The sequence below is a fragment of the Bradyrhizobium sp. SZCCHNRI3052 genome (genome assembly GCF_032484895.1).
Lineage (GTDB): Bacteria > Pseudomonadota > Alphaproteobacteria > Rhizobiales > Xanthobacteraceae > Bradyrhizobium.
The window spans coordinates 420,337-441,918 of the sequence record NZ_JAUETW010000003.1 but is presented as its reverse complement, the minus strand read 5'-3'; the positions used below and the strand labels follow the sequence as shown (position 1 = coordinate 441,918).

Below are 21,582 nucleotides of genomic sequence, written 5' to 3'. Positions count from 1 at the left end.
TTGTTCCCTTTTAGCTCTTGACCAGGACCGGGCCGGAGCCCGCCGGGCGCTCGTTCTCGATGAGGATGCCGAGCCGCTTGGCGACCTCGGTATAGGCCTCCAGAAGGCCGCCAAGATCACGACGGAAGCGGTCCTTGTCGAGCTTCTCGTTCGACTTGATGTCCCACAGCCGGCAGGAATCGGGGGAAATCTCGTCGGCGACGATGATGCGCATCATCTCGTTCTCGAACAGCCGGCCGCATTCCATCTTGAAGTCGACCAGGCGGATGCCGATGCCGAGGAAAAGCCCGGTCAGGAAGTCGTTGACGCGAATGGCGAGCGCCATGATGTCGTCGATTTCCTGGGGCGTCGCCCAGCCGAACGCAGTGATGTGCTCCTCCGACACCATGGGGTCGTTGAGCTGGTCGTTCTTGTAATAGAATTCGATGATCGAACGCGGCAGCTGGGTGCCTTCCTCGATGCCGAGGCGCTGCGACAGCGAGCCCGCCGCCACATTGCGGACGACGACCTCGAGCGGCACGATCTCGACCTCGCGAATCAACTGCTCGCGCATGTTGAGCCGGCGGATGAAGTGAGTCGGAACCCCGATGTCGTTGAGGTGCTGAAACAGGTACTCCGAGATCCGGTTGTTGAGGACGCCCTTGCCTTCAATCACCTGGTGCTTCTTGGCATTGAAGGCGGTGGCGTCGTCCTTGAAGTGCTGGATCAGGGTGCCCGGCTCGGGGCCTTCATACAGGACCTTGGCCTTGCCTTCATAAATGCGACGCCGACGGCTCATTGGGATGTACCGTGTTTTGTTGAAATCCATGAAATGGTGGGCTCCGGATGACTTTGGACAGGACCACGACGGAGCTGCCGCGAGGGCCCGGACGGACGGAAACAGAACAAGAACCGGGCCTGTGGGAAACCTATCTCATTGGTGTCCCGAGCACAATCGATCCGGGCCTCGGGAGCGGAGTTTTACCGCCCTTCCCTGCGGCCTCGTACCCGTTGTATTGGCAAGATGTTCCAATTATTTAGGCGTGCGGCCACCGCCCCGCAACCGCCTGCGCGGTTAACCCTCTTCGGCAACACTGGAAGTTCCGACCATGACCACGTTCGACAAGCGCGAGGACGCCTTCGAGAAGCAATTCGCCCATGACGAGGAATTGAAGTTCAAGGCAGAAGCCCGCCGCAACAAGCTGCTCGGCCTGTGGGCAGCCGAAAAGCTCGGCAAGTCCGGCGCTGACGCCGACGCCTACGCCAAGGAGGTCGTCGCGGCCGATTTCGAGGAAGCGGGCGATGCCGACGTGCTGCGCAAGGTGCTGGGAGACCTCACCGCCAAGGGCGCGGCCGTCACCGAGGCCGACGTGCGCGCGAAGATGAGCGAGCTGCTGGTGACCGCCGTGGCGCAGGTCAAGGCGGGGCAGTGAGAGGCGAATAGCGAATAGGGAGTGGCGAATAGGGATCTCCTGCCCCTATTCGCTACTCGCAATTCGCTACTCGCTTACTCTTCCTTGAAGCCGTATTCCGGCACGTTGCCGCTGGCGCCGTAATATTTGTAAGGCAGGAACTTGCCCGACATCGTGATCTTGACGCGGTCTCCCTTGGCATTGGGCAGGCGCTCCATCACCATGTCGAAATCGATCGCCGACATGATGCCGTCGCCGAATTCCTCCTGGATCAGCTCCTTCCACGCCGGGCCGTTGATCATCACGAGTTCGTAGAAGCGGTAGATCAAGGGATCGGTCGGGGGCATCTGCACGCCCTCGCCGCGCATCGGCGTCTCGTTCAGCATCGCGATCTCGGATTTGGACAGGCCGAACAGCTCGCCGGCGTTCGCCGCCTGCGGCTTGGTCAGCTTCATCTGGCCGAGAACGGCGCCGACGATCAGCACCTCGGAATAGCCGCCGATCTGTTCGCAGATGTACTTCCAGCTCCATCCTTTCTCGCGCTTGATATCGAGCAGCTTCTCGGTGAGGTCGGATCGCTTCATGCTTGGTCTCCCTTGAAAGTCTTCGTTGATGGGTTTCTTCCGGCTGGGCGTCAGCGGGCGATCGCCTGCGGCGCGTCGTTCTCGACCGGGTTGGACGCGACGATCGTCGGCTCGCTGCGCCCGATCTTCACCACCGGCACCTTGCGCGGGTCGTAATCGGGCGTCTCGGCGGTGAAGGTCTTGCTGCGGCTGACCAGGAAATCGATGATGTGGTTGCGCAGCGCGTAGTACAGCGGATGGCGATGCAGGTCGCCGCGCAGCCGGTCCTTCGGCAGCGGGTTCTCGACGATCTCCGCGAGCACCGCGCCGGGTCCGTTGGTCATCAGCACGATCTTGTCGGCGAGATAGATCGCTTCGTCCACGTCGTGGGTGATCATGAACACGGTCTGCCCGGTCTCGACGCAGATGCGGCGGACCTCGTCCTGCAGGGTGCCGCGCGTCAGCGCATCGAGCGCGGAGAACGGCTCGTCCATCAGCATGATCTTCGGCGTGATCGAGAGCGCGCGGGCAATCCCGACGCGCTGCTTCATGCCGCCGGACAGCTCCGACGGCCGCTTGTGCTCGGAGCCGGACAGGCCGACGAGCTCGATGTATTTCAGCGCATGCGCCTTGACCTTGGCGCGATCCCATTTGCGCCATTTCGACGAGACGGCATAGGCGACGTTGCCGAGCACCGTCCGCCACGGCAGCAGCGCATGGCTCTGGAAGATGACCGCGCGGTCGAGACTCGGACCTTCGATGGCCTGGCCGTCGACGATGACGGCGCCTTCGCTCGGCACGTCGAGGCCGGCAAGAACATTCAGCACCGTGGTCTTGCCGCAGCCGGAATGCCCGATCACGCAGACGAACTCGCCGCGCGCCATCGCGAGCCAGAGATTCTCGAAGATCGTCGTGCTGCGCGCCCCATCATAGCGCTTGGCGATCCCTTCGATGGAGATGAACTTGTCGGTCATAGGAAGGTCTTTCCGTTCCCTCCCCCCTTGTGGGGGAGGGTCAGGGAGGGGGGTCCCCCACGAAGACTCGCGCGTGGGGCACCCCCACCCCTAACCCCTCCCCGCAAGGGGGAGGGGAACGGAGTTGCGCACCTTGCAGCCGTTCGCCTGATCATGCCCTACTCCGGAAACGTCACGAGCCGCGACACGCGGGCCAGGATCTGATCCAGCACCATGCCGACCAGGCCGATCAGCAGGATCGCGATGATCACGTTGGTGATCGAGAGGTTGTTCCACTCGTTCCAGACGAAGTAGCCGATGCCGGTGCCCCCGACGAGCATCTCGGCGGCGACGATGACGAGCCAGGCGATGCCGATCGAGATCCGCATGCCGGTGAGGATCGTCGGCGCCGCAGCCGGCAGGATGACCGTGAAGGCCCGGCGGAAATTCCCGACCTCGAGCGTGCGGGCGACGTTGATCCATTCCTTGCGCACGCTGGCGACGCCGAAGGCGGTGTTGATGAGCATCGGCCACACCGAGCAGATGAAGATCACGAAGATCGCCGACAGGCTGGAATCCTTGATGGTGTAGAGCGCGAGCGGCATCCAGGCGAGCGGCGAGATCGGTTTGAGAATCTGGATGAACGGATCGAGCGCCTTGCTCATCAAGGGCGACATGCCGATCAGGAAGCCGAGCGGGATCGCGACCGCGACTGCGATCAAATAGCCGAGCATGACCCGCCCGAGCGAGAAGGCGAGCTGGATGCCGAGCCCCTTGTCGTTCGGACCATTGTCGTAGAACGGCCGCCGCAGATGCTCCCACAGCTTGGCACCGACATCGAGCGGCCCGGGCATCGCCGACTTGCCCTGCGTGGCCGTCATGCCCATCAGCTTGGCGTATTCCGGGCTCATGTTGGCCGCGGCGCCCGTGCTGCGCGTCGCGATATGCCAGGCGCCGAGGAACACGGCGACCAGCACGATGGAAACCACGGCGGCGCGGAGGCGAAGAGAGGCGGTCATGCCGGCGCTCCACTCACGGTGTCGTCCCTGCGAACGCAGGGACCCATAACCACCGTCGGCAGTTGGTGGAAACGATTGTCGCTACCGCCCCCGCCCCAAGACAGGTCACGGCGTATGGGTCCCCGCGTTCGCGGGGACGACACCGGTGGTGTGGTTGGCGGCGTGTTCATCACCATGGGTGGGATCAGCAGCGTCGCGCCCATTCCCCCCATCACGACGCCTTCTTGATCTTGAAGCTGGCGACGTAGTCGTCCGGCTTGGTCGGATCGAACGGCTTGCCCATCACCGAGAACGATTTGTAGGAGTCCTTCGGCGGCGTCAGGCCCATGTCGGTCATGACCTTGCGGGTGTCGGTGGCGAGATAGATCTGCTCCGCGACCGCCTTGTAGTCGACGTCGCCCTTGATCTGGCCCCAGCGCTTCATCTGCGTCAGCATCCACACCGCGAAGGACTGCCACGGGAACGGATCGAAATCGACGCGCTTCGGATCGGTCTTCACGCTGCCGAGGCCATCGGCGTAGGTGCCGGTCAAGACCTGCTCCATGACGGTCACCGGCGCATTGATGTAATTCGCCGGAGCGATCGCCTCCGCGATCTGCTTGCGGTTCTCAGCCTTCGACGCGTACGCGGTGGCATCGACGATGGCGCGGGTGAGAGCGGCAAAGCTGTTCGGCGCCGTCGTGATGAACTCGCGGCTCGCCGCGAAGCTGCAGCAGGGGTGACCGTCCCAGATCTCCTTCGACAGGATGTGCAGGAAACCGACGCCGTCAAAGATCGCGCGCTGGCAGATGTTGTCGGGCGCGAGGAAGCCGTCGATGTTGTCGGCGCGCAGGTTCGCGACCATCTCCGGCGGCGGCACCGAGCGCAGTTGCACGTCGGTGTCGGGATCGATGCCGTGCTCGGCGAGATAATAGCGCAGGAGATAGTTGTGCATCGAATAGTCGAACGGAATGGCGAGCTTCATGCCCTTCCAGTCCTTCGGATTGCGCTTGTCCTTGTGCTTCATCGCAAGCGTAATGCCCTGCCCGTTGATGTTCTCGATCGCGGGCACGGTGAACGGGATCGGCTGTGCACCGAGGCCGAGCGAGATCGCGATCGGCATCGGCGCCAGCATGTGCGAGGCGTCGTATTCCTTGTTGATGGTCTTGTCGCGGATGACGGCCCAGCCGGCGGTCTTGACGACCTCGACGTTCAGCCCGGCCTTGGCATAGAAGCCGAGCGGCGCCGCCATGATGATCGGGGTCGCGCAGGTGATCGGGATGAAGCCGACCTTGAGATCCTTCTTCTCGGGCGCGCCCGCTTCGGCGAACGCCTCGGTCGCGGTCTTCAGCGGGAAGAACTGGGACACTGCGGCGAGCGCGGTGGCGGCGCCGACCGACTTCAGAAACGCGCGGCGGGTGGCAGCTTGCGGAAACACCGCGCGCAGCACGGCTGACGCGACCACGTTCTCGTAGCGCTTCTCGGTGGAGTCCGCCACGGGCTCGCAGCGCAGCGCCAGCGCGGCGTGCTCATGTTCGGCCGGGCTGCGATGCTGGCCGCAGATACAACCGGCATTCACGCGTGAATCGGCATCGAACGGATCATCGAAAATCGACATGTGCTGCGCCCCTTTGTCACACCTGCGCTGTCAGCGCCTTCGAACTGCTCGTCCGGCCGCATTTTTCAGCGGCCGGACGTGCTTAACATGCAGCTTCTATGCCGCCTTGCTGGTCATCGCCGGCATCGGAAGTCCTTCCTCGATCGGCAGCGACGGGTCGCGCGACCACTCGTTCCACGAGCCGAAGTACATCCGCACATCCTTCACGCCGGCGTTCTTCAGCGCCAGGAAGGTGTTCGAGGCCCGTGCGCCCTTGAAGCAGTAAAGATAAACCGGCGTGTCGACCGTGATGCCGACGGTGGCGCATTCGGCGAGGATCTCGTCCTGCGACTTGAAGCGCGGGCCTTCGGCGGTCGGCTTCATCATGCGGTACCATTCGAGCCAGACGGCGCCGGGGATGCGGCCTTTGCGCGGACAGAAATCCTTGCCGTAGGGCGAGGAGGAATCGCCGATCCACTCATCGACATCGCGGACGTCGAGGATCGCGATAGCGGGATTGCCAACCGCCGCCAGCATCGCCTTGGCGTCGATCAGGATGCTGCCCGCCTCCGGCACGATGGCGAACGAGGCCTTGGCCGGCGACGGCACGTCGGTCGTCACCGGCATGCCGGCGGCCACCCAGGCATCGTAGCCGCCATGCAGCACCTTGACCTTGGGATAGCCGAGCATCGTGAGCAGGAAATAGCCGCGGCACGACTGGCCGAAGCCGGAGTTCATCGACTGTTCGTAGACGACGGCGGTCTCGGCGCCCGAAAGGCCGGCGGCGCCGAACGCGTCCGCAAACTTCGTCTTCAATTCCTCCATGCCTTCCGGTGTGGACGTCGCGAGATAGGTGAATATCTCGTGGACGTTGACGGCGCCGGGAAGATGTCCCGCGGCGTAGGCATCGGGATTGCGGGTGTCGATCACGACACACGGCTCGGTCTTGATGAACTCAGCGAGTTCGCCGGCTGTAATCAGAACGTCCGTCATGGCAGGCCTCTCCTGGTTGGGATTTGTTGGTTTGCCGTTCTCGCCGGCGTCAGCCGTCGGCGAGCATCTTGCGGAGCTGCTTGGTCGCGGGAGTCACGATCGCGACGAAATAGGCCTCGCGCAGGCGACGTTCGGCGCGATTGCCCTTGAGGTAGCCGCGGGCTCCGCAATGGAGCATCGCGGCATGAGCGGCAGCGACGCTGGCCTCGCCGGCACGCAGGCGCAGCGCCACGACCTTGCGCCAATAGGTCTCGTCGGGGTTGAACGGATCGCTGGCGAGTTCAGCCGTCTCCTTCGCGAGTTCATCGGCGAGCGCGCTGAAATCGACCGGCTGCTGCGGCAGATAGCGGTTGACGTGGCCGAGCGGCGCCTCGACCTCCTGCATGATCTTGATGCAGTCCTTGATCAGGCCGAGCGCCATGCCGGCCTGCAACATGATGAATCCGGCACGGATCTTCTTGACGAAGGGACCGGCGGGATCGGCCAGGATCAGTTCGTCCGGCACGAACAGGTCGCGAAACTGGATGCCGTAGGTGCCGGTGCCGTCCATCGCCAGGAACGGCTGGCATGGCTGCAGGGTCACCGCCGGATCGGCACAGTCGGCGATGAACATCACGATCTCGCCGGGCGCGTCCTCACGCTCGAAGATCGTACCGAACATGTGGTCCGGCCCGAGGTTCGAGACCCAGGGCAGCACGCCGCGCACGACGTAGCCGCCCTCGACCTTGCGACCCCTGAGCTTGAGCTTCTCGATGCCGAAGAAGCTCTTCATCGGATTGGACAAGCCGGTGCCACCGAGCAACCGGCCGCTGGCGGCGTCGTCGAGAAGACGGCCGACGAGCGCCTTGTTGGGCGAGTTGGCGATGTACCAGACCAGCGTGTTCTGGCACCACGCCATGAAGGCAGAGGCGCCGCAGACCTCACCGATCGCGCCGATGGTGTCGATCGCGCAGTTGAGATCCGCCGCGCCATTTTCCGGCACGTGGCTGCTCCACGCGCCGACCTCGCCGAAGCGGCGGAGCACGTCGGCCGGGTACACCGTCCCGGCGTCGATGCCAGCGGCCAGCGGCGCGAGTTCCTTGCGCGCGATCGCCGTGACCTGCTCCACGGTCGACGGTATGGGCATGACGCCCGCGCCATCGACCGCCAGATGCTGTCCGAGTGAACCCGAGACTACTGAGTTCATGACGTCCTCCGCTACGCCGACCTCGAGGGCCGCCTCAGATCCCGACCTCGAGATTGACCGGACGCGTGAAGGTGTTGGCGACCGGCGACCACTTCTTGACGTGGTCGATCAGCGCCTTGACCTCCTCCTGCGGAATGCCCTCGCACTCCATGTCGACCTTGACGCGGACGTCGGTGAAGCCGACCGGCTTCTCGCTGACGTCGCCGGTGCCCCAGACTGCGGTGATGTTGAGATCGCCCTCGAGCTCCAGCTCGAGCTTGTTGACGATCCAGCCGCGATGCACCGCATTGGCATGCAGGCCGACGGCCAGGCAGGAGCCGAGCGCGGCGAGCGAGGCTTCCGACGGATTTGGCGCGGTGTCGTCACCGAGCAGCCCCGGCGGCTCGTCGACGATGTAGGGCGCGAGGTTGCGGATGTAGTTGGCGTGACGAAACTTGCCCTCGGCGACGGTCTTGCACTTCAGGGTCTTGATGACCTTGGGGTTGGCCTTGCCGTTGACGATGAGCTGTTCAAGCCCGTTCTTGTCGATGGGTGCGAGGCAGCCCGTCAGCGCCGTCTTCTGAACCACAGCGGTCATCTCATTTCTCTCCCTGGGATGAGGATACCGAACGGTCTGTATCCTGCACGAAGCGTGCCAGAGAGGCCGAAAATCAAAAGCCGGAGTGATCCTCGCGGCTTACGCGGTCATCGCGGCAAGTGGCGAGCCGCTGCGTCCCCTCCGCTGCCCAAGCGCAGTGCAGAATGCCGCCTTCGGAGATCAAATTGAGCGCAACGCTGCCTCGAGCACATCAGCAGTCTTGCTGACTCACGCGCACAGCGATTAAGCTTGCACGCATGGCAAAGTCAGTTGCGGGCAAACAAACCGGCAAGAAGCAGGCGATCGCGAGGACGATCTCGGCTGGCGATGACGAATCCGCGCGCGGCCGTCTGCTCGGCGCCGCCACGCGGCTGTTCTGCAAGAACGGCATCAATGCCACCGGGATCGATGCGATCATCAGCGAGGCCGGCACCGCGAAGACCACGCTCTACAAGCTGTTCGGATCGAAGACCGCGCTGGTCACCGCCGTGCTGGAAAGCGAAGGCAAGCAGTGGCGCGAATGGTTCATCGCGGAAATGGAGAGCGGCGGCGGTGACGCCGAGACCAAGCTGGCACGCATCTTTCCGGCGCTGAAGAGCTGGTTCGGCGAGGAGCGCTTCTACGGCTGCCCCTTCATCAATGCGGTCGGCGAGCACGACAAGGACCAGAAGCAGTTTCGCACCATCGCAATGCGCCACAAGAAAGTGGTGCTGGCGCATATCGAGAAGCTCGCCCGTGAGATGGGCGCTGCCGAGCCGGAGAGCTTCTCGCATCAGCTTGCACTGCTGATCGACGGCGCGATCGTGGCGGCGATGGTGTCGCGCAATCCCGAGGTCGCGGACACCGCCGGGCTGGCGGCGAAGGCGCTGATCGAGCCGGCGAAGCTGAAGGCGGGCCAGCGCAACAGCAAGGCGGCGGGCCCGCAGCTCGCTGCGGTCTGAGCCGCCCTGCCCCGCGAACCGAGCGACAGAACTAGCGGAAATACTCCGTCACCAGCTTCAGGTCCGCCTGGTCTGCGCCCGCGCCGTTGAGGCTCGCATCGATGACGCGGCGGCAGGCGGCCACCGCAGCCTCATCGCCGAGCTCGTTGGCCGCTTCGAGCACGTGCCAGGCCGCATCGACCGCCGCGCGGTCCGCAGGCGCCTCGCGATGGCCGAGCCGTTGCTCTCTGCGAAGAGGAAGTCCCATACCCTTCATCCGCGATCACCTCCATCCGTCGCTGCAGGTTCAATAGGCCACGGCGCGCGGCGCGGATGCCTTGCCGCCTTTGCCTGGATTCTTGCGGGACTGATAGAATTCGAGCACGCTGCGCGATGTCAGCGACTGGAGCTTGGCATAGTCACGCTCCAGCTCCTGCAACTCGCCGGCCGTGATGCGGTGGTCGCGGGCGCCGAGGAACGCGAGCGCCATCATCGTATCCCAGGTAAAGCCAAGCGCCTTGGCGAGCATCAGCAGCATCTCGCGGTTGCGGTCGAACAAGGCACGCTCGACGACGTCGACCGGCAATCCCGACAGCAGCGCGAGGCCGATCGTCACCTCCTCGACCTTGTGCGCGGTCGCATAGCCGGCGATGGTGCTCTCGTGCAGATTGCCGAGGCGGTGCTGGATCGTCACGGTCCGCTTGGCGACGAAGTAGTTGCGCGAGCCGGGTCCGAACTTCGACTGCAGGTCGCCGGCGATGTTGGCGACCGAGCTGTTGATCTCGCCGAGCAGTTCGGGGCGCTCGCTGGCCAGCCGCTTGCCGACATCGTCCGAGGCCTTGGCGATGAGTTGCTGGAACAGATGGCGGGGGATGTCGAGCCGGCGGCCGAGATGCTCGGCGAGAATCGAGTCGTTCTCGGCCCGCTTGACCATGTGCAGGAATCCGGCGCCGGAGAACTGGGCGCCCTGATTGCGCGCCACCGCCGTGGCGACGGCACGGTCGCCGCGCGTCGCCAGCACGTCGGTCACGGCGGGGCTCAACGTCTTTCGTTCGGCGATCGCGAGCAGATGGTCCTGGCTCTTGGTGCTGGCGTTCTCGACCAGCGTGGCGTCATCGAGCCGCTCGGATTCGCGCAACACCGGGCCGGCGACCCAGATCTCGTCGTCGAAGGCGAGCTTGCGGATGACGCTGGCCGGCGAATATTCGATCCTGGCGAGGCGATCCGCGAGCTTGGCGCGCGCTTCGATCTCGATCTCGTCGGCGAGCCGGCCGATCACCTCGCCGAAGGTGGCGATCTCCTCCTCGCAGTAGCGCCCCGCGATCAGCAGGTCGGTCGCATGCCACAGCGCGCGCTCGCGGCTGTCCGCGGTCCCCCGCGCAATCGCATCCTCGAGGTCCCGCAACACGGATCTGGTTTCGTTCATGATGAAAGGCCGCACAGTTGCAACGATGAAAGGGCAATGCGCAGACCATACCGTTCGAACCCGAGCGTTCCGTAACCCGCCGCGTGCGGATTTGACCGGGCATTTTCACTCAAATGCGCACGCGCGCGTTAAGCATGCGGCCGGAGAACAGCTCGCTGCGGGATTGCCGTGCCTCTCCGCATGACTTTACGGCATGATGCGGAGCGCGCGCGCCTCCGCCTCGGCGACCGAGCGTTCGCGCGATGTCAACGGACACTCGGCGAGAGCCCGGTCGATCAGTTGCATGGCGTCGCGCTCACGACTCTGGTCGAGCATCAGCTCGGCGGCGAAGAAGCTCGCCTCGCAACGCCGTGCCCGGCGCGTGACGGGAGCACCGCGGTCGGCCGCCGCAAGCACAGCCTCTGGCGTTTCCTGCCCGAGGAAGAGACGGACGATCGGGGCCGGCCATTTACCCATGTCGAGCCGCTTCGCGTGGTCGGCGAGCTCGCTCCCCAGCCCGGCACGGCGGCGCGCCAGATCCAGCCACAAGGCCGCCTCGGCATTGTGGGGATCGATCTCGCTGAGCCATCTGAAATCGTCCTGCGCCTCCTCCAGGAGACCGGCCTGGAAGCTTGCGATCCCCAGCGCGCGATAGGCCTGCGCGCGGTAGCCGTTGCGACCGAACGCCCGCCCGAAACCCGACCCCGGCTGCGGCTCGCTCTCGCGCAGATCAGGAGCGGCGCGATCGAATGCGGCAAGGAGACCAGCCGAGGACTGCTCGATGACGATCTTGTAGTCGTCGATCGCATGCTCGACATCTCCCTTGTGGAAGTAGGCGCCGGCGCGTGCGAAACGGGCTTCGATCACCTGCGGCGTCGCCGGCTTGCCGTGCTCGATCACGACAGTGCAGCCGGCGATGCGCTCGTCGGCACCGAGATCGGCCGCGGTCGTGCAACGCTTCGGTGCCGCCGGTTCGGCGCTTGCCGACAAGCCGAAGATCGAGCCGATGATCAACGCACAACACAGAATCGAGCGCCATCGTCGCGTAGCCATGAATGCCCCCTTAGGTCTTGCTCTTGGTGCTGCGATCTAACCAGAACCGATTGGGAGAACCACAATCTGGAATTGCGTTCACAAATCATCGTTCAGCCGGTGTAAACGAGATCGCAGACTCGGGGCCTGCCGGGCGCGGATGAGTTGCGAGGGCCGCGCATGCCACGCGGCAACTCAATCGACGCTTGCGCGTGATGAACGGACGCGCGAAGCCATTGATAGCCGCCACGCGGCTCGCGATGCGACCGTCGGCGACTACTTGGCTGCGGCGATCACCGCCTGCAGCCGCACCAGCTCGGCCTCCAGATTCGCCTCGACATCCGCCGCCTTCACCTCGGTGACGCGGTAGTCGCGGCTTTCCAGCCACGCCCGCCTTGCGCTGCGATCCGCCACCACGCCTTCGCTCTCGTCCGGGCCGACCAGCTCGATCGCGAGGCGGTGGATGAAGGAGACGAAGTCGGGGATGTGGCGGCCGACCGGGGTCTGGCGCTTGAACTGGCCGGCGAAGCGGCGGTCGCGCGACAGCGCGTGCCACAGCGCGCGCTCGGCGTCGGTCGGGTTGCGGCGGAGCAGCCGCGCCAGCCCGCGCAGCGAGCCGCGCGAATCCGGCAGGTTGGCCACCGTGCCCTGCTCGGCGATCAGCGCCCGCAGCCGCGTCGCCTGCTCGCTGTCGAGCACGCCGCCCTTGGCCGGCCCCTTGCGCCCCTCGGCGATCGCCATGACCACGCCGTGCAGGGTGTGGATGTCCTGCCGCGACGGCTCCATGCGGAAGAAGATGTTGCGCAGGTTGACCAGCATGGTCTCGCGCTTCTCGGCGGGCCGCAGGAATTCGACCCGGTCGAGCTCGCGCACCAGGTTCTCGAAGAACGCCTCCATCTGTCCCTGGCTGGCGCGCTCCGAGCGTTCGGGCATGGCGAAGGGCAGCGCGCCCGATGTCACCAGCTTGAACCATTCATAGCCCATCAGCAGCACCGCCTGGGCGAGGTTCAGCGAGGCAAAGCCGGGGTTGACCGGGTAGGTGATGATGCGGTTGGCGCGGGCGACCTCCTCGTTGGTGAGCCCCGCCCGCTCGCGGCCGAACAGGATGCCGGCCCGGCCGCCGCCGGCGATCTGGCCCTGCATCTCGCGGGCGGCCGCCTCTGGTCCCATCACCGGCTTGGCCTGGTCGTGGGCTCGGGCGGTGGTCGCGAACACCAGGTCGAGGTCGGCGATCGCCTCCGGCAGGGTGTCGAACAGCCGGACATGATCGATGATGTGGTCGGCCCCGGCCGCCGCCCGCTGGGCGGCGATGTTCGGCCAGCCGTCGCGCGGGTTGACCAGTCGCAGCTCCGACAACGCAAAATTGCCCATGGCGCGCGCGGCCATGCCGATGTTCTCGCCGAGCTGCGGCTCGACCAGGATCACCACTGGCCCTGCGATCTCCACGCCCGCCTTCGTCTTGTCGGTGCCCGACACGCTCAATCCTCGACTTCCAGATCCGGTTGAAGCGCCGATCGCGCCCTGCCCGCTCGTTGGCCCGGCCGATGAGAATTCTCAAGCAAAATAATCGGCTTACGCCTGAATTTTGCAGTTTGCGCGAAACGGCAGGCCGGCCCGCGGCCTGCCGTTGCCCACCGCATGAGCGGGCTGCGAAAATCAGCACCGGACGCATACCGGGTGCGCTTCCGCCCGCGGTGCAGCAGTGCTATGACGCGCTTGATTTCACAAGCGCTTTCCATTCCTGGCGCGCTGTTCCCAAGAAGGCCCCATCGATCATGGCAAAAATCAAGGTGACCAACCCGGTCGTCGAGCTCGACGGCGACGAGATGACCCGGATCATCTGGCAGTACATCAAGGACAAGCTGATCAACCCCTTCCTTGATATCGACCTGATGTATTTCGACCTGGGGATGGAAAGCCGCGACAAGACCAACGACCAGATCACGATCGATGCGGCCAACGCCATCAAGAAGGTCGGCGTCGGCGTGAAGTGCGCCACCATCACCCCGGACGAGGCCCGGGTGAAGGAGTTCGGCCTCAAGGAGATGTGGAAGTCGCCGAACGGCACCATCCGCAACATCCTCGGCGGCGTCGTGTTCCGCGAGCCGATCATCTGCAAGAACGTGCCGCGCCTCGTTCCCGGCTGGACCAAGCCGATCATCATCGGCCGCCACGCCTATGGCGACCAGTACCGCGCCACCGACTTCAAGTTCCCCGGCAAGGGCGTGCTGACGATGAAGTTCGTCGGCGACGACGGCACCGTGATCGAGAAGGAGGTCTTCAAGGCGCCCGGCGCCGGCGTCGCGATGGAGATGTACAACCTCGACGAGTCGATCTACGACTTCGCCCGCGCCTCGCTCAACATGGGCCTCGCCAAGAACTACTCGGTCTACCTGTCGACCAAGAACACCATCCTGAAGGTCTATGACGGCCGCTTCAAGGACATCTTCCAGGAGGTGTACGAGAAGGAGTTCAAGGACAAGTTCGAGGCCAAGAAGATCACCTATGAGCACCGCCTGATCGACGACATGGTCGCCGCGGCGCTGAAGTGGTCGGGCGGCTATGTCTGGGCCTGCAAGAACTATGACGGCGACGTGCAGTCCGACACCGTGGCGCAGGGCTACGGCTCGCTCGGCCTGATGACCTCGGTGCTGATGACCCCGGACGGCCAGACCGTCGAGGCCGAGGCGGCCCACGGCACGGTGACCCGCCACTTCCGCGAGCACCAGAAGGGCAAGGAGACCTCGACCAACTCGATCGCCTCGATCTTCGCCTGGACCCGCGGCCTGTCGCACCGCGCCAAGCTCGACAACAATGCCGAACTGGCGAAGTTCGCCGCCACCCTGGAGAAGGTCTGCGTCGACACCGTCGAGTCCGGCTACATGACCAAGGACCTCGCGCTCCTGGTCGGCGCCGATCAGCGCTGGCTCTCGACCACCGGCTTCCTCGACAAGATCGCCGAGAACCTGACCAAGGCGATGGCGGCGTAAGTTTCCCCACTTTCGCCTTCTGGTTTCGTCACCTATCAACGGGCCGCGCCACGAGCGTGGCCCGTTTCTGTTTCACTTCTGCTGTCGAGGAACCTGATCATGCGCTTGACCTCATCGCTCGCCCTGCTGTTGCTCGGGGCCCAGATCGGCTCCTCCTACGCTGCAGAGACCACGATTCCCGACGCGCTGATCGCCGCCGGCGAAAAGGCCGTACTGACGCTGCATGCCGAAGGCGCGCAGGTCTACGACTGCAAGACCGACAAGGACGGCAAGCTCGCCTGGACCTTTCGCGAACCGATCGCCAGTCTATTCGAGGACGGCAAGACCGTCGGTCGGCACTACGCCGGCCCGAGCTGGGAGCACCAGGACGGCTCGATCGTCGGCGGCCGCGTCCAGGGCACCGCCATCGGCGCCACCGACAACGACATCCCCTGGCTGAAGCTCGCCGTCGTCTCCCACCGCGGCAGCAAGGGCGTGCTGTCGGACGTCACCACCGTGCAGCGGATCAACACGTCGGGCGGCAAGCTGGAGGGCGCCTGCGAGACCGCCGGGCAACTCCGCAGCGTGGCCTATTCCGCGGACTACGTGTTCCTGCAGAAGCAGTAAGGCTGCTCACGCCTCGCGATAATCCAGCAGGATCAGCCCGACCAGCACGAAGGCCACCGGCCAGACCCAGGCGGCGGCGCGGCTGATGCGGCCGTCCAGGCGCAGCTCGAGCCAGCGCGCCCAGCCGGCGATGATGCCGCACAGCGCCAGCGGCGTGTGGCTCATCTCGATCAGGAGCTGATCCTTGATGTTGGCGATGGCGTGCGAATGGGTCAGCAGCAGCGCGCCGCCGGCGGCGACCGTCAGCGGAAACACCAGCGCCGCCCGCCCCGCCTGTTGCCCGCGCAGCCGCACCCGCCATTCGAACAGGCCGAACAGGACGATCAGCACCACGAACAGCCGGTGCTGCGCCACTTCGGGATCGCGCAGCGACGCGAAGAAGCCGATCGGGCCGAGCGGCCAGGCCATCTCGTCGGCGCGGAGAAACAGGAACGCCGCCATCACCAGGAACAGCAACGGCCAGTGCCGTGCCCAGCGTCCCCAGGCGAAGCGTTCGATCAGCGCGAGCAGCCCGATCAGCACGACGAAGATGCCGGCCCAATGGTGGTTGTATTCCGACCAGGCGATTTCGGCGGCGCTGCGCGGCAGGATCACGCCCTCGCCCGGCACGTAGGCTTGCGGCGCCGTCACGCGCTGCGCGTCGGCGGCGTCGATCCTCGCCTGCAACTGCGAGATCGTGAGCTGGTCGACCGAGGGGCTGGTCAGCCGCGGCCGTTGCGGCGCGGCGCGCTCGACGATCTCGGCCCAGTTCAGGCGGTCCTGGCTGAGGTCGATGCCCGGCGGCAGCGAGGTCAGCGAGCCCGCCGTCAGGAGCACCGTCAACCCGATGCCGAGTTCGACCTCGACGAAGCGCTTCATCCGCAGCAGCGGCGCTGCGGGATCACGGCGACGCAGGCGCTCCACGGCCAGGAAATTGCCCGCCCCGAGCGCGAGCAGCATCAGCAGCATCGCGACCTTGGCCGAGGTCATCACACCATAGGCCGTACCGTAGATCGCCGCGAACGAGCCGAGATAGGCGATCGCCATCACGATGCCGCCGAGCACGATCGCCGCCACCGAGACCATCGACATCAACGAGTAGCGCCGTCCGATTCTGCGCTGATCGTCATCCGCCTTGCAGCCGTTCAGCGCCATCAGGAAATACGGCAGGCCGCCGATCCAGACGCCGGCGCCGAGCATGTGAAGGAAGTCGGCGGCGAGCAGCGGCCAGCGTACCTCGAGCCGGCTCACCGCGTGCGTCAGGTTGAGCTGCAGCAGCAGCGCTGAGACGGCCAGCACGGTCAGTGTCAGGACGCGCCAGGCGGCCCAACTGCCGGTCCGGGCGAGCACGGCGATGCCGAGCGCGCACGCGGCAACAGCCAGGCCGGAGCGCGCGAAATCTGCGCTCGCCGCCGCGCCGAGCGACAGATCGAGCGTCCCGATCAGCGCGCCCATGTTGACTGCGAGCGAAGCCAGCACGACCGCGAACCAGCCGAATGCGCTTCGGCGCAGGAAGCGCTGGCCGCGCTTCCCGACCACGATCGCGTCAGCGGACAGCCTTTGCTGTAGCGGGCGCAGCAGCAACAGCAGAAATGCCAAGCCGCCGATGGTGAACGACTGTGCCAGCAGGGTCAGGCCGCGCAGCACCACCGAGAGATAGCCGAAGATGTCGAGCAACAGCGACACGGCTAGCGCACGTTGAAAGGAATGTCGCCGCGGGTGATGTGGCCATCGACGCTGAGCACCTGCCATTGCAGGTGCCAGGCGCCAGGGCTGAGCGCCTTGGCCTCGGCGTCGATCTCGTCGGCCGGCGCATCGACTGCCGGAGTAAGCGCCTGCTCGGCACCGTCGGGCGCGCGCAGCTTCAGCCGCGAGCGGGCGTGATCGATGCGGCTGTTGAAGCGCAGCCGGATCATTGTCGCCTGCGTCTCGATGGTGCCACCCGCCGCGGGCTGCGACGAGACGATGATGGCATGGGCCGAGGCGGCGCCGGGAACGCCCAGAAGCAGCGCGGCAAGGGTCGGCAGGTGGCGGAAGCGGATGACGGACGGCATGGGACGCGCGGGCGGCGGAGGCTGCGGCAGGAACGTTCGGGCTGGATCGGGGCGAACAAAACTCGACCGTTCTAATCTAAGCGACCTTCCTGTTCCCCACGTAGCCACAAACGCGTGACCGGGGCCGGCCGGCCCCTGCGGCAGCGGCACGAGGCCCCGGCCCTGCCCGCAGGGCATCCCGGAACAGCGAAATTTAGGGTCGAATCATCAAGCACTTCGCTGTATGCCTCGCCGCATCATTGCCGTCCGTCGGTTGGCGGGACCCTTCCGCCCGCGGACCAACATTGCCTGATCCCGAGGAACGCCTAAGGAAACCGTCATGCCCGCCTATCGCTCCCGCACCTCCACCCATGGCCGCAACATGGCCGGCGCCCGTGGCCTGTGGCGCGCCACCGGCATGACCAACGAGGATTTCGGCAAGCCGATCATCGCCGTCGTCAACTCCTTCACCCAGTTCGTGCCCGGCCATGTCCACCTCAAGGACCTCGGCCAGCTGGTCGCCCGCGAGATCGAGAAGGCCGGCGGCGTCGCCAAGGAGTTCAACACGATCGCCGTCGACGACGGCATCGCGATGGGCCATGACGGCATGCTCTACAGCCTGCCGTCGCGCGAGCTGATCGCCGACAGCGTCGAATACATGGTCAACGCGCACTGCGCCGACGCCATGGTCTGCATCTCCAACTGCGACAAGATCACGCCCGGCATGCTGATGGCCGCGATGCGCCTCAACATCCCCGCGGTATTCGTCTCCGGCGGCCCGATGGAGGCCGGCAAGGTCAACATCGAAGGCAAGCTGCGCAAGGTCGACCTGATCGACGCGATGATCGTGGCCGCCGACGACAAGGTGTCGGATGCCGATGTCGAGGTGATGGAGCGCTCGGCCTGCCCGACCTGCGGCTCCTGCTCGGGCATGTTCACGGCGAATTCGATGAACTGCCTGACCGAGGCGCTCGGCCTGTCGCTGCCCGGCAACGGCTCGGTGCTGGCGACCCATGCCGACCGCCGCGGCCTGTTCGTCGAGGCCGGTCATCTCGTCGTCGACCTCGCCCGCCGCTATTACGAGCAGGACGATGCGTCCGTGCTCCCCCGCAACATCGCCAACTTCAAGGCGTTCGAGAACGCGATGAGCATGGACATCGCGATGGGCGGCTCGACCAACACCGTGCTGCATCTGCTCGCCGCCGCCCATGAGGGCGAGATCCCGTTCACCATGACCGACATCGATCGCCTCTCGCGCAAGGTCCCCTGCCTGTGCAAGGTCGCGCCGGCCGTGGCCGACGTGCACATGGAGGACGTGCATCGCGCCGGCGGCGTGATGGGCATCCTCGGCGAGCTCGCCCGCGCCGGCCTGCTGCACACCGAATTGCCGAGCGTGCATTCGGCCTCGCTGGCAGCAGCGCTGGAGCGCTGGGACGTCCGCCAAACGTCGAGCGAGAGCGTGAAGAACTTCTACATGGCCGCCCCCGGCGGTGTGCCGACGCAGGTGGCGTTCAGCCAGGACCGCCGCTATCAGGAGCTCGATCTCGATCGCGAGAAGGGCTGCATCCGCGACCTCGCGCATGCCTATTCCAAGGATGGCGGCCTCGCGGTGCTGACCGGCAACATCGCGCGCGACGGCTGCATCGTGAAGACCGCGGGCGTCGATGCCTCGATCCTGAAGTTCTCGGGTCCTGCGCGCGTGATGGAGAGCCAGGACGCCGCGGTCGAAGCGATCCTGACCAACAAGATCAAGGCCGGCGACGTCGTCGTCATCATCTATGAGGGCCCGCGCGGCGGCCCGGGCATGCAGGAGATGCTGTATCCGACCAGCTATCTGAAGTCGAAGGGCCTCGGCAAGGCCTGTGCACTGATCACCGACGGCCGCTTCTCCGGCGGCACCTCGGGGCTGTCGATCGGCCACGTCTCGCCGGAAGCCGCCGAGGGCGGCCTGATCGGCCTGGTGCAGGACGGCGACCGCATCGAGATCGACATTCCCAGCCGCACCATTCATCTCGCAGTGTCCGACGAGGAGCTCGCCAACCGCCGCGCCGCGATGGAGGCGAAGGGCGATCAAGCCTGGAAGCCGAAGACGCGCGCCCGCAAGGTCTCGACCGCGCTGAAGGCCTACGCCGCGTTCGCGTCGAGCGCCGCCAAGGGCGCGGTGCGGATCGTCAAGGAGTAAGACCGATCTGTTCGGTCGGCAGCACCGGTCCTTTCCGACCGGTTGCTGCGGCCGGCGGCCGCGGCCTCACCATAGACTTCCTCGTCTCGCTCTCGTCCTGCGAACAGCCATGCCGCACTTCGTTGTTGCCCACTGACGACAGCGGGTTCAGGCTCCCTTCATCGACAATGAGCGCGTCAGCCACAATGCACGCGCCAGGCCCTGGGAAGGATCGCCATGCTGAACCGCCGCAGCCTGCTGCTCGCCTCGCTTGCCGCCGGAGTGACGATGACCACGACAGCCGCCCGCGCCAAGCCGGCGCAACCTTCGACCCCGGTCGATTTCGACGTGCCGGCGCAAGCCTGCGACTGCCACACCCATATCCACGGTGATCCGAAACAATTCCCGTTTGCAGCGAACCGCGTCTACACGCCGGAGCCGGCCCTGCCCGAGGAGATGGCGGCGCTGCACAAGGCCCTGCACATCCAGCGCGTGGTGATCGTGACGCCAAGCGTCTACGGCACCGACAACTCCGCGACGCTGTACGGGATGAAGGCGCGCGGCAATGACGCGCGCGGCGTCGCCGTCATCGACGACAAGACCACCGAGGCGCAATTGGATGCCATGCATGCCGAGGGCTTCCGCGGCATCCGCCTCAATCTCGCGACCGGTGGCATCAATGACCCCAATGTCGGCCGCGCCCGCTTCCAGGCCGCGCTCGAGCGGATGAAGGCGCGGGGCTGGCACGTCCAGCTCTACACCAACACGGCGATGATCGCGGCCATCAAGGACCTCGTGATGCAATCGCCCGTGCCGGCCGTGTTCGACCATTTCGGCGGCGCGCAGGCCGATCTCGGCCTCGGGCAGCCGGGCTTTGCCGATCTGGTCGAGCTCGTCCGCAGCGGCAAGGCCTATGTGAAGATCTCCGGCGCCTACCGCGCCTCGACCCGCGGTCCCGACTACACCGATGTGATCCCGTTCGCGAAGGCCCTGATCGAAGCCAACCCGGACCGCATCGTCTGGGGCACCGACTGGCCCCACCCGGATTCGTCGCCGCATCCCGAACTGAAGGTCACGGATATCAGGCCCTTCTATCCGATCGACGACGGCCGCCTGATGAACCAGCTCCCGGTCTGGGCGCCGGACGCCGCGGTCCGCAAGAAGATCCTGGTCGATAATCCGGCGAAGCTGTACGGGTTTTGATGGCGTTGTTAGTCCGTAGGGCGGGTTAGCGCAGCGTAACCCGCCGCACGACGCTACGCCGCCCTGAAGGCCTACGCCGCGTTCGCCTCAGGCGCCGCGAAGGGCGCCGTGCGCGTGGTGAGGGATTGAGCCTTTAGCCCGCAGGACGGACAAGGCATCTGCCTTCGCTCGACAGAGTGAAGGGAGATGCGTGCCCGCCGTCCTACTATGAGGTCGATTACTACGACCGACGGGCGGTGGGCACGGCGCGTCCGCGACACTCCGCACCAGCCCTTACTCAATCTGAAATTGCATTCCACTCGTGATGGTTGATTCAGATCAACGCCCGATCTAGCGCCGTGCCGATACTGCGTCAGCATAGGGCCGCACGTGTCCCGGCGGTCACGCCCGGCCCGCATGGATGGGAGACGATCATGTCACAAAAGCCGCTCCTCGACGAGCCGCGCCTCGCCTACCAGATCATCGTCACTGCGCCGGGCACGAAATCGCAGAACTGGCACAGCGTGCTGTACGATCAGAAAGGCGAGCCCGTGACGATCGCCGCCGGCGCGACGGTCAAGACCGGCGTCGGCGTGTTCGTCGGCGTCCCCGAGGACCGTCCTTTCCATCCCTTTGGTGCGATCCACGCCGACACCATTGCCTGGATGAAGACGGCGCAGGGCAACGTCATCATGGACACCGAACCCTGGGCCTACCGGCTTCATGTCGGCGCGGAAGGCTCCAAGAACGAAGGCTGGCAGGGCGAGCTGCTGCATGGTCGGGGTGTGGTCGGGCCCCAGCCCGGCAAGTTTGAAACGCCGATGGGACCGTTCATCTGGTTGGAACGGACTCACCCCTGGGGCCTCGGCGGCTGGTTCCACGCATCCTGGTCGGCGGCCCAACGACAGGCACCGGCCAAACAAAGCGGCGCGGCCTGAGACGCGCGCGGTTGTCGCGCCTGGGTTTCCATCTGACGGCTCAATCCGCCGGCTCAGAACTTGTATGTGGCAGGTTGT

At 65.6% G+C, this 21,582-nt stretch carries 21 protein-coding genes; 7 read left to right on the top strand and 14 right to left on the bottom strand.

Annotation, left to right across the window (positions count from 1 at the left end; translation table 11 throughout):
* Window positions 1-10 precede the first annotated feature (10 nt).
* Window positions 11-778, bottom strand: coding sequence for a phosphoribosylaminoimidazolesuccinocarboxamide synthase (gene purC / locus QW887_RS12390; RefSeq protein ID WP_016843454.1), 768 nt, complete (start codon window positions 776-778; stop codon window positions 11-13).
* Window positions 779-1,088: 310 nt separating this feature from the next.
* On the opposite strand from purC, the gene QW887_RS12385 reads away from it, so the two are divergent.
* Complete coding sequence (locus tag QW887_RS12385; protein WP_315714845.1) at window positions 1,089-1,412, top strand: DUF1476 domain-containing protein; 324 nt, start codon at window positions 1,089-1,091, stop codon at window positions 1,410-1,412.
* A gap of 74 nt (window positions 1,413-1,486) precedes the next feature.
* On the opposite strand, the gene cynS is transcribed toward QW887_RS12385, so the two are convergent.
* The 7 genes from cynS to QW887_RS12350 form a co-directional block, all read right to left on the bottom strand.
* The gene (gene cynS / locus QW887_RS12380) at window positions 1,487-1,975 is read right to left on the bottom strand and encodes a cyanase (protein ID WP_315749292.1); all 489 of its coding nucleotides are present in this window, start codon (window positions 1,973-1,975) and stop codon (window positions 1,487-1,489) included.
* Window positions 1,976-2,025: 50 nt separating this feature from the next.
* Window positions 2,026-2,928, bottom strand: coding sequence for an ABC transporter ATP-binding protein (locus QW887_RS12375; protein WP_316170534.1), 903 nt, complete (start codon window positions 2,926-2,928; stop codon window positions 2,026-2,028).
* 158 nt (window positions 2,929-3,086) lie between these two features.
* Window positions 3,087-3,926, bottom strand: coding sequence for a nitrate ABC transporter permease (gene ntrB, locus QW887_RS12370; RefSeq protein ID WP_316185231.1), 840 nt, complete (start codon window positions 3,924-3,926; stop codon window positions 3,087-3,089).
* Window positions 3,927-4,137: 211 nt separating this feature from the next.
* Window positions 4,138-5,523: a CmpA/NrtA family ABC transporter substrate-binding protein gene (locus tag QW887_RS12365; RefSeq protein WP_316185230.1), complete on the bottom strand. Its 1,386-nt coding sequence runs from the start codon at window positions 5,521-5,523 to the stop codon at window positions 4,138-4,140.
* A 96-nt stretch (window positions 5,524-5,619) separates the two neighbouring features.
* Window positions 5,620-6,495: a sulfurtransferase gene (locus tag QW887_RS12360; protein ID WP_316175490.1), complete on the bottom strand. Its 876-nt coding sequence runs from the start codon at window positions 6,493-6,495 to the stop codon at window positions 5,620-5,622.
* Window positions 6,496-6,544: 49 nt separating this feature from the next.
* Entirely contained in the window at window positions 6,545-7,681 is a 1,137-nt protein-coding gene (locus tag QW887_RS12355) for an acyl-CoA dehydrogenase family protein (RefSeq protein WP_409998605.1), read from the bottom strand.
* 34 nt (window positions 7,682-7,715) lie between these two features.
* Window positions 7,716-8,258: an OsmC family protein gene (locus tag QW887_RS12350; RefSeq protein ID WP_172113730.1), complete on the bottom strand. Its 543-nt coding sequence runs from the start codon at window positions 8,256-8,258 to the stop codon at window positions 7,716-7,718.
* 257 nt (window positions 8,259-8,515) lie between these two features.
* Here QW887_RS12350 and QW887_RS12345 point away from each other — a divergent pair, with 257 nt between their 5' ends.
* Entirely contained in the window at window positions 8,516-9,199 is a 684-nt protein-coding gene (locus QW887_RS12345) for a TetR/AcrR family transcriptional regulator (RefSeq protein ID WP_315714852.1), read from the top strand.
* 31 nt (window positions 9,200-9,230) lie between these two features.
* On the opposite strand, the gene QW887_RS12340 is transcribed toward QW887_RS12345, so the two are convergent.
* The 4 genes from QW887_RS12340 to QW887_RS12325 form a co-directional block, all read right to left on the bottom strand.
* A complete protein-coding gene (locus QW887_RS12340) occupies window positions 9,231-9,446 on the bottom strand; it encodes a hypothetical protein (RefSeq protein ID WP_315714853.1) in 216 nt (71 codons plus the stop codon).
* Window positions 9,447-9,485: 39 nt separating this feature from the next.
* Window positions 9,486-10,604, bottom strand: a complete 1,119-nt coding sequence (locus QW887_RS12335) for a DUF2336 domain-containing protein (RefSeq protein ID WP_315826317.1) — start codon at window positions 10,602-10,604, stop codon at window positions 9,486-9,488.
* Window positions 10,605-10,790: 186 nt separating this feature from the next.
* On the bottom strand, window positions 10,791-11,636 hold the full coding sequence (locus QW887_RS12330) for a hypothetical protein (RefSeq protein ID WP_316175488.1): 846 nt from the start codon (window positions 11,634-11,636) through the stop codon (window positions 10,791-10,793).
* A 255-nt stretch (window positions 11,637-11,891) separates the two neighbouring features.
* Window positions 11,892-13,091 (bottom strand): TrmJ/YjtD family RNA methyltransferase, encoded by a 1,200-nt coding sequence (locus QW887_RS12325; RefSeq protein WP_315749285.1) that lies wholly within the window; start codon window positions 13,089-13,091, stop codon window positions 11,892-11,894.
* Between the two features lie 299 nt (window positions 13,092-13,390).
* On the opposite strand from QW887_RS12325, the gene QW887_RS12320 reads away from it, so the two are divergent.
* Window positions 13,391-14,605: an NADP-dependent isocitrate dehydrogenase gene (locus QW887_RS12320; protein ID WP_315714857.1), complete on the top strand. Its 1,215-nt coding sequence runs from the start codon at window positions 13,391-13,393 to the stop codon at window positions 14,603-14,605.
* Window positions 14,606-14,704: 99 nt separating this feature from the next.
* The gene (locus QW887_RS12315; protein ID WP_315826318.1) at window positions 14,705-15,211 is read left to right on the top strand and encodes a DUF3455 domain-containing protein; all 507 of its coding nucleotides are present in this window, start codon (window positions 14,705-14,707) and stop codon (window positions 15,209-15,211) included.
* A 6-nt stretch (window positions 15,212-15,217) separates the two neighbouring features.
* On the opposite strand, the gene QW887_RS12310 is transcribed toward QW887_RS12315, so the two are convergent.
* Window positions 15,218-16,876, bottom strand: coding sequence for a copper resistance D family protein (locus tag QW887_RS12310; RefSeq protein WP_316194577.1), 1,659 nt, complete (start codon window positions 16,874-16,876; stop codon window positions 15,218-15,220).
* A 2-nt stretch (window positions 16,877-16,878) separates the two neighbouring features.
* Window positions 16,879-17,244: a copper resistance protein CopC gene (locus QW887_RS12305; protein ID WP_316176612.1), complete on the bottom strand. Its 366-nt coding sequence runs from the start codon at window positions 17,242-17,244 to the stop codon at window positions 16,879-16,881.
* A 319-nt stretch (window positions 17,245-17,563) separates the two neighbouring features.
* Between QW887_RS12305 and ilvD the strand changes: the two genes are divergently transcribed.
* From ilvD to QW887_RS12290, 3 genes are all read left to right on the top strand, one after another.
* A complete protein-coding gene (gene ilvD, locus QW887_RS12300; RefSeq protein WP_316194576.1) occupies window positions 17,564-19,405 on the top strand; it encodes a dihydroxy-acid dehydratase in 1,842 nt (613 codons plus the stop codon).
* Window positions 19,406-19,621: 216 nt separating this feature from the next.
* A complete protein-coding gene (locus QW887_RS12295) occupies window positions 19,622-20,587 on the top strand; it encodes an amidohydrolase family protein (protein ID WP_316194575.1) in 966 nt (321 codons plus the stop codon).
* Window positions 20,588-21,000: 413 nt separating this feature from the next.
* A complete protein-coding gene (locus QW887_RS12290; RefSeq protein ID WP_316194574.1) occupies window positions 21,001-21,504 on the top strand; it encodes a hypothetical protein in 504 nt (167 codons plus the stop codon).
* Window positions 21,505-21,582: the final 78 nt, after the last annotated feature.

Coding starts and splice junctions, on each gene's coding strand:
- purC (WP_016843454.1), bottom strand. CDS start 778: ATGAGCCGTCGGCGTCGCATTTATGAAGGCAAGGCCAAGGTCCTGTAT.
- QW887_RS12385 (WP_315714845.1), top strand. CDS start 1,089: ATGACCACGTTCGACAAGCGCGAGGACGCCTTCGAGAAGCAATTCGCC.
- cynS (WP_315749292.1), bottom strand. CDS start 1,975: ATGAAGCGATCCGACCTCACCGAGAAGCTGCTCGATATCAAGCGCGAG.
- QW887_RS12375 (WP_316170534.1), bottom strand. CDS start 2,928: ATGACCGACAAGTTCATCTCCATCGAAGGGATCGCCAAGCGCTATGAT.
- ntrB (WP_316185231.1), bottom strand. CDS start 3,926: ATGACCGCCTCTCTTCGCCTCCGCGCCGCCGTGGTTTCCATCGTGCTG.
- QW887_RS12365 (WP_316185230.1), bottom strand. CDS start 5,523: ATGTCGATTTTCGATGATCCGTTCGATGCCGATTCACGCGTGAATGCC.
- QW887_RS12360 (WP_316175490.1), bottom strand. CDS start 6,495: ATGACGGACGTTCTGATTACAGCCGGCGAACTCGCTGAGTTCATCAAG.
- QW887_RS12355 (WP_409998605.1), bottom strand. CDS start 7,681: ATGAACTCAGTAGTCTCGGGTTCACTCGGACAGCATCTGGCGGTCGAT.
- QW887_RS12350 (WP_172113730.1), bottom strand. CDS start 8,258: ATGACCGCTGTGGTTCAGAAGACGGCGCTGACGGGCTGCCTCGCACCC.
- QW887_RS12345 (WP_315714852.1), top strand. CDS start 8,516: ATGGCAAAGTCAGTTGCGGGCAAACAAACCGGCAAGAAGCAGGCGATC.
- QW887_RS12340 (WP_315714853.1), bottom strand. CDS start 9,446: ATGGGACTTCCTCTTCGCAGAGAGCAACGGCTCGGCCATCGCGAGGCG.
- QW887_RS12335 (WP_315826317.1), bottom strand. CDS start 10,604: ATGAACGAAACCAGATCCGTGTTGCGGGACCTCGAGGATGCGATTGCG.
- QW887_RS12330 (WP_316175488.1), bottom strand. CDS start 11,636: ATGGCTACGCGACGATGGCGCTCGATTCTGTGTTGTGCGTTGATCATC.
- QW887_RS12320 (WP_315714857.1), top strand. CDS start 13,391: ATGGCAAAAATCAAGGTGACCAACCCGGTCGTCGAGCTCGACGGCGAC.
- QW887_RS12315 (WP_315826318.1), top strand. CDS start 14,705: ATGCGCTTGACCTCATCGCTCGCCCTGCTGTTGCTCGGGGCCCAGATC.
- QW887_RS12305 (WP_316176612.1), bottom strand. CDS start 17,244: ATGCCGTCCGTCATCCGCTTCCGCCACCTGCCGACCCTTGCCGCGCTG.
- ilvD (WP_316194576.1), top strand. CDS start 17,564: ATGCCCGCCTATCGCTCCCGCACCTCCACCCATGGCCGCAACATGGCC.
- QW887_RS12295 (WP_316194575.1), top strand. CDS start 19,622: ATGCTGAACCGCCGCAGCCTGCTGCTCGCCTCGCTTGCCGCCGGAGTG.
- QW887_RS12290 (WP_316194574.1), top strand. CDS start 21,001: ATGTCACAAAAGCCGCTCCTCGACGAGCCGCGCCTCGCCTACCAGATC.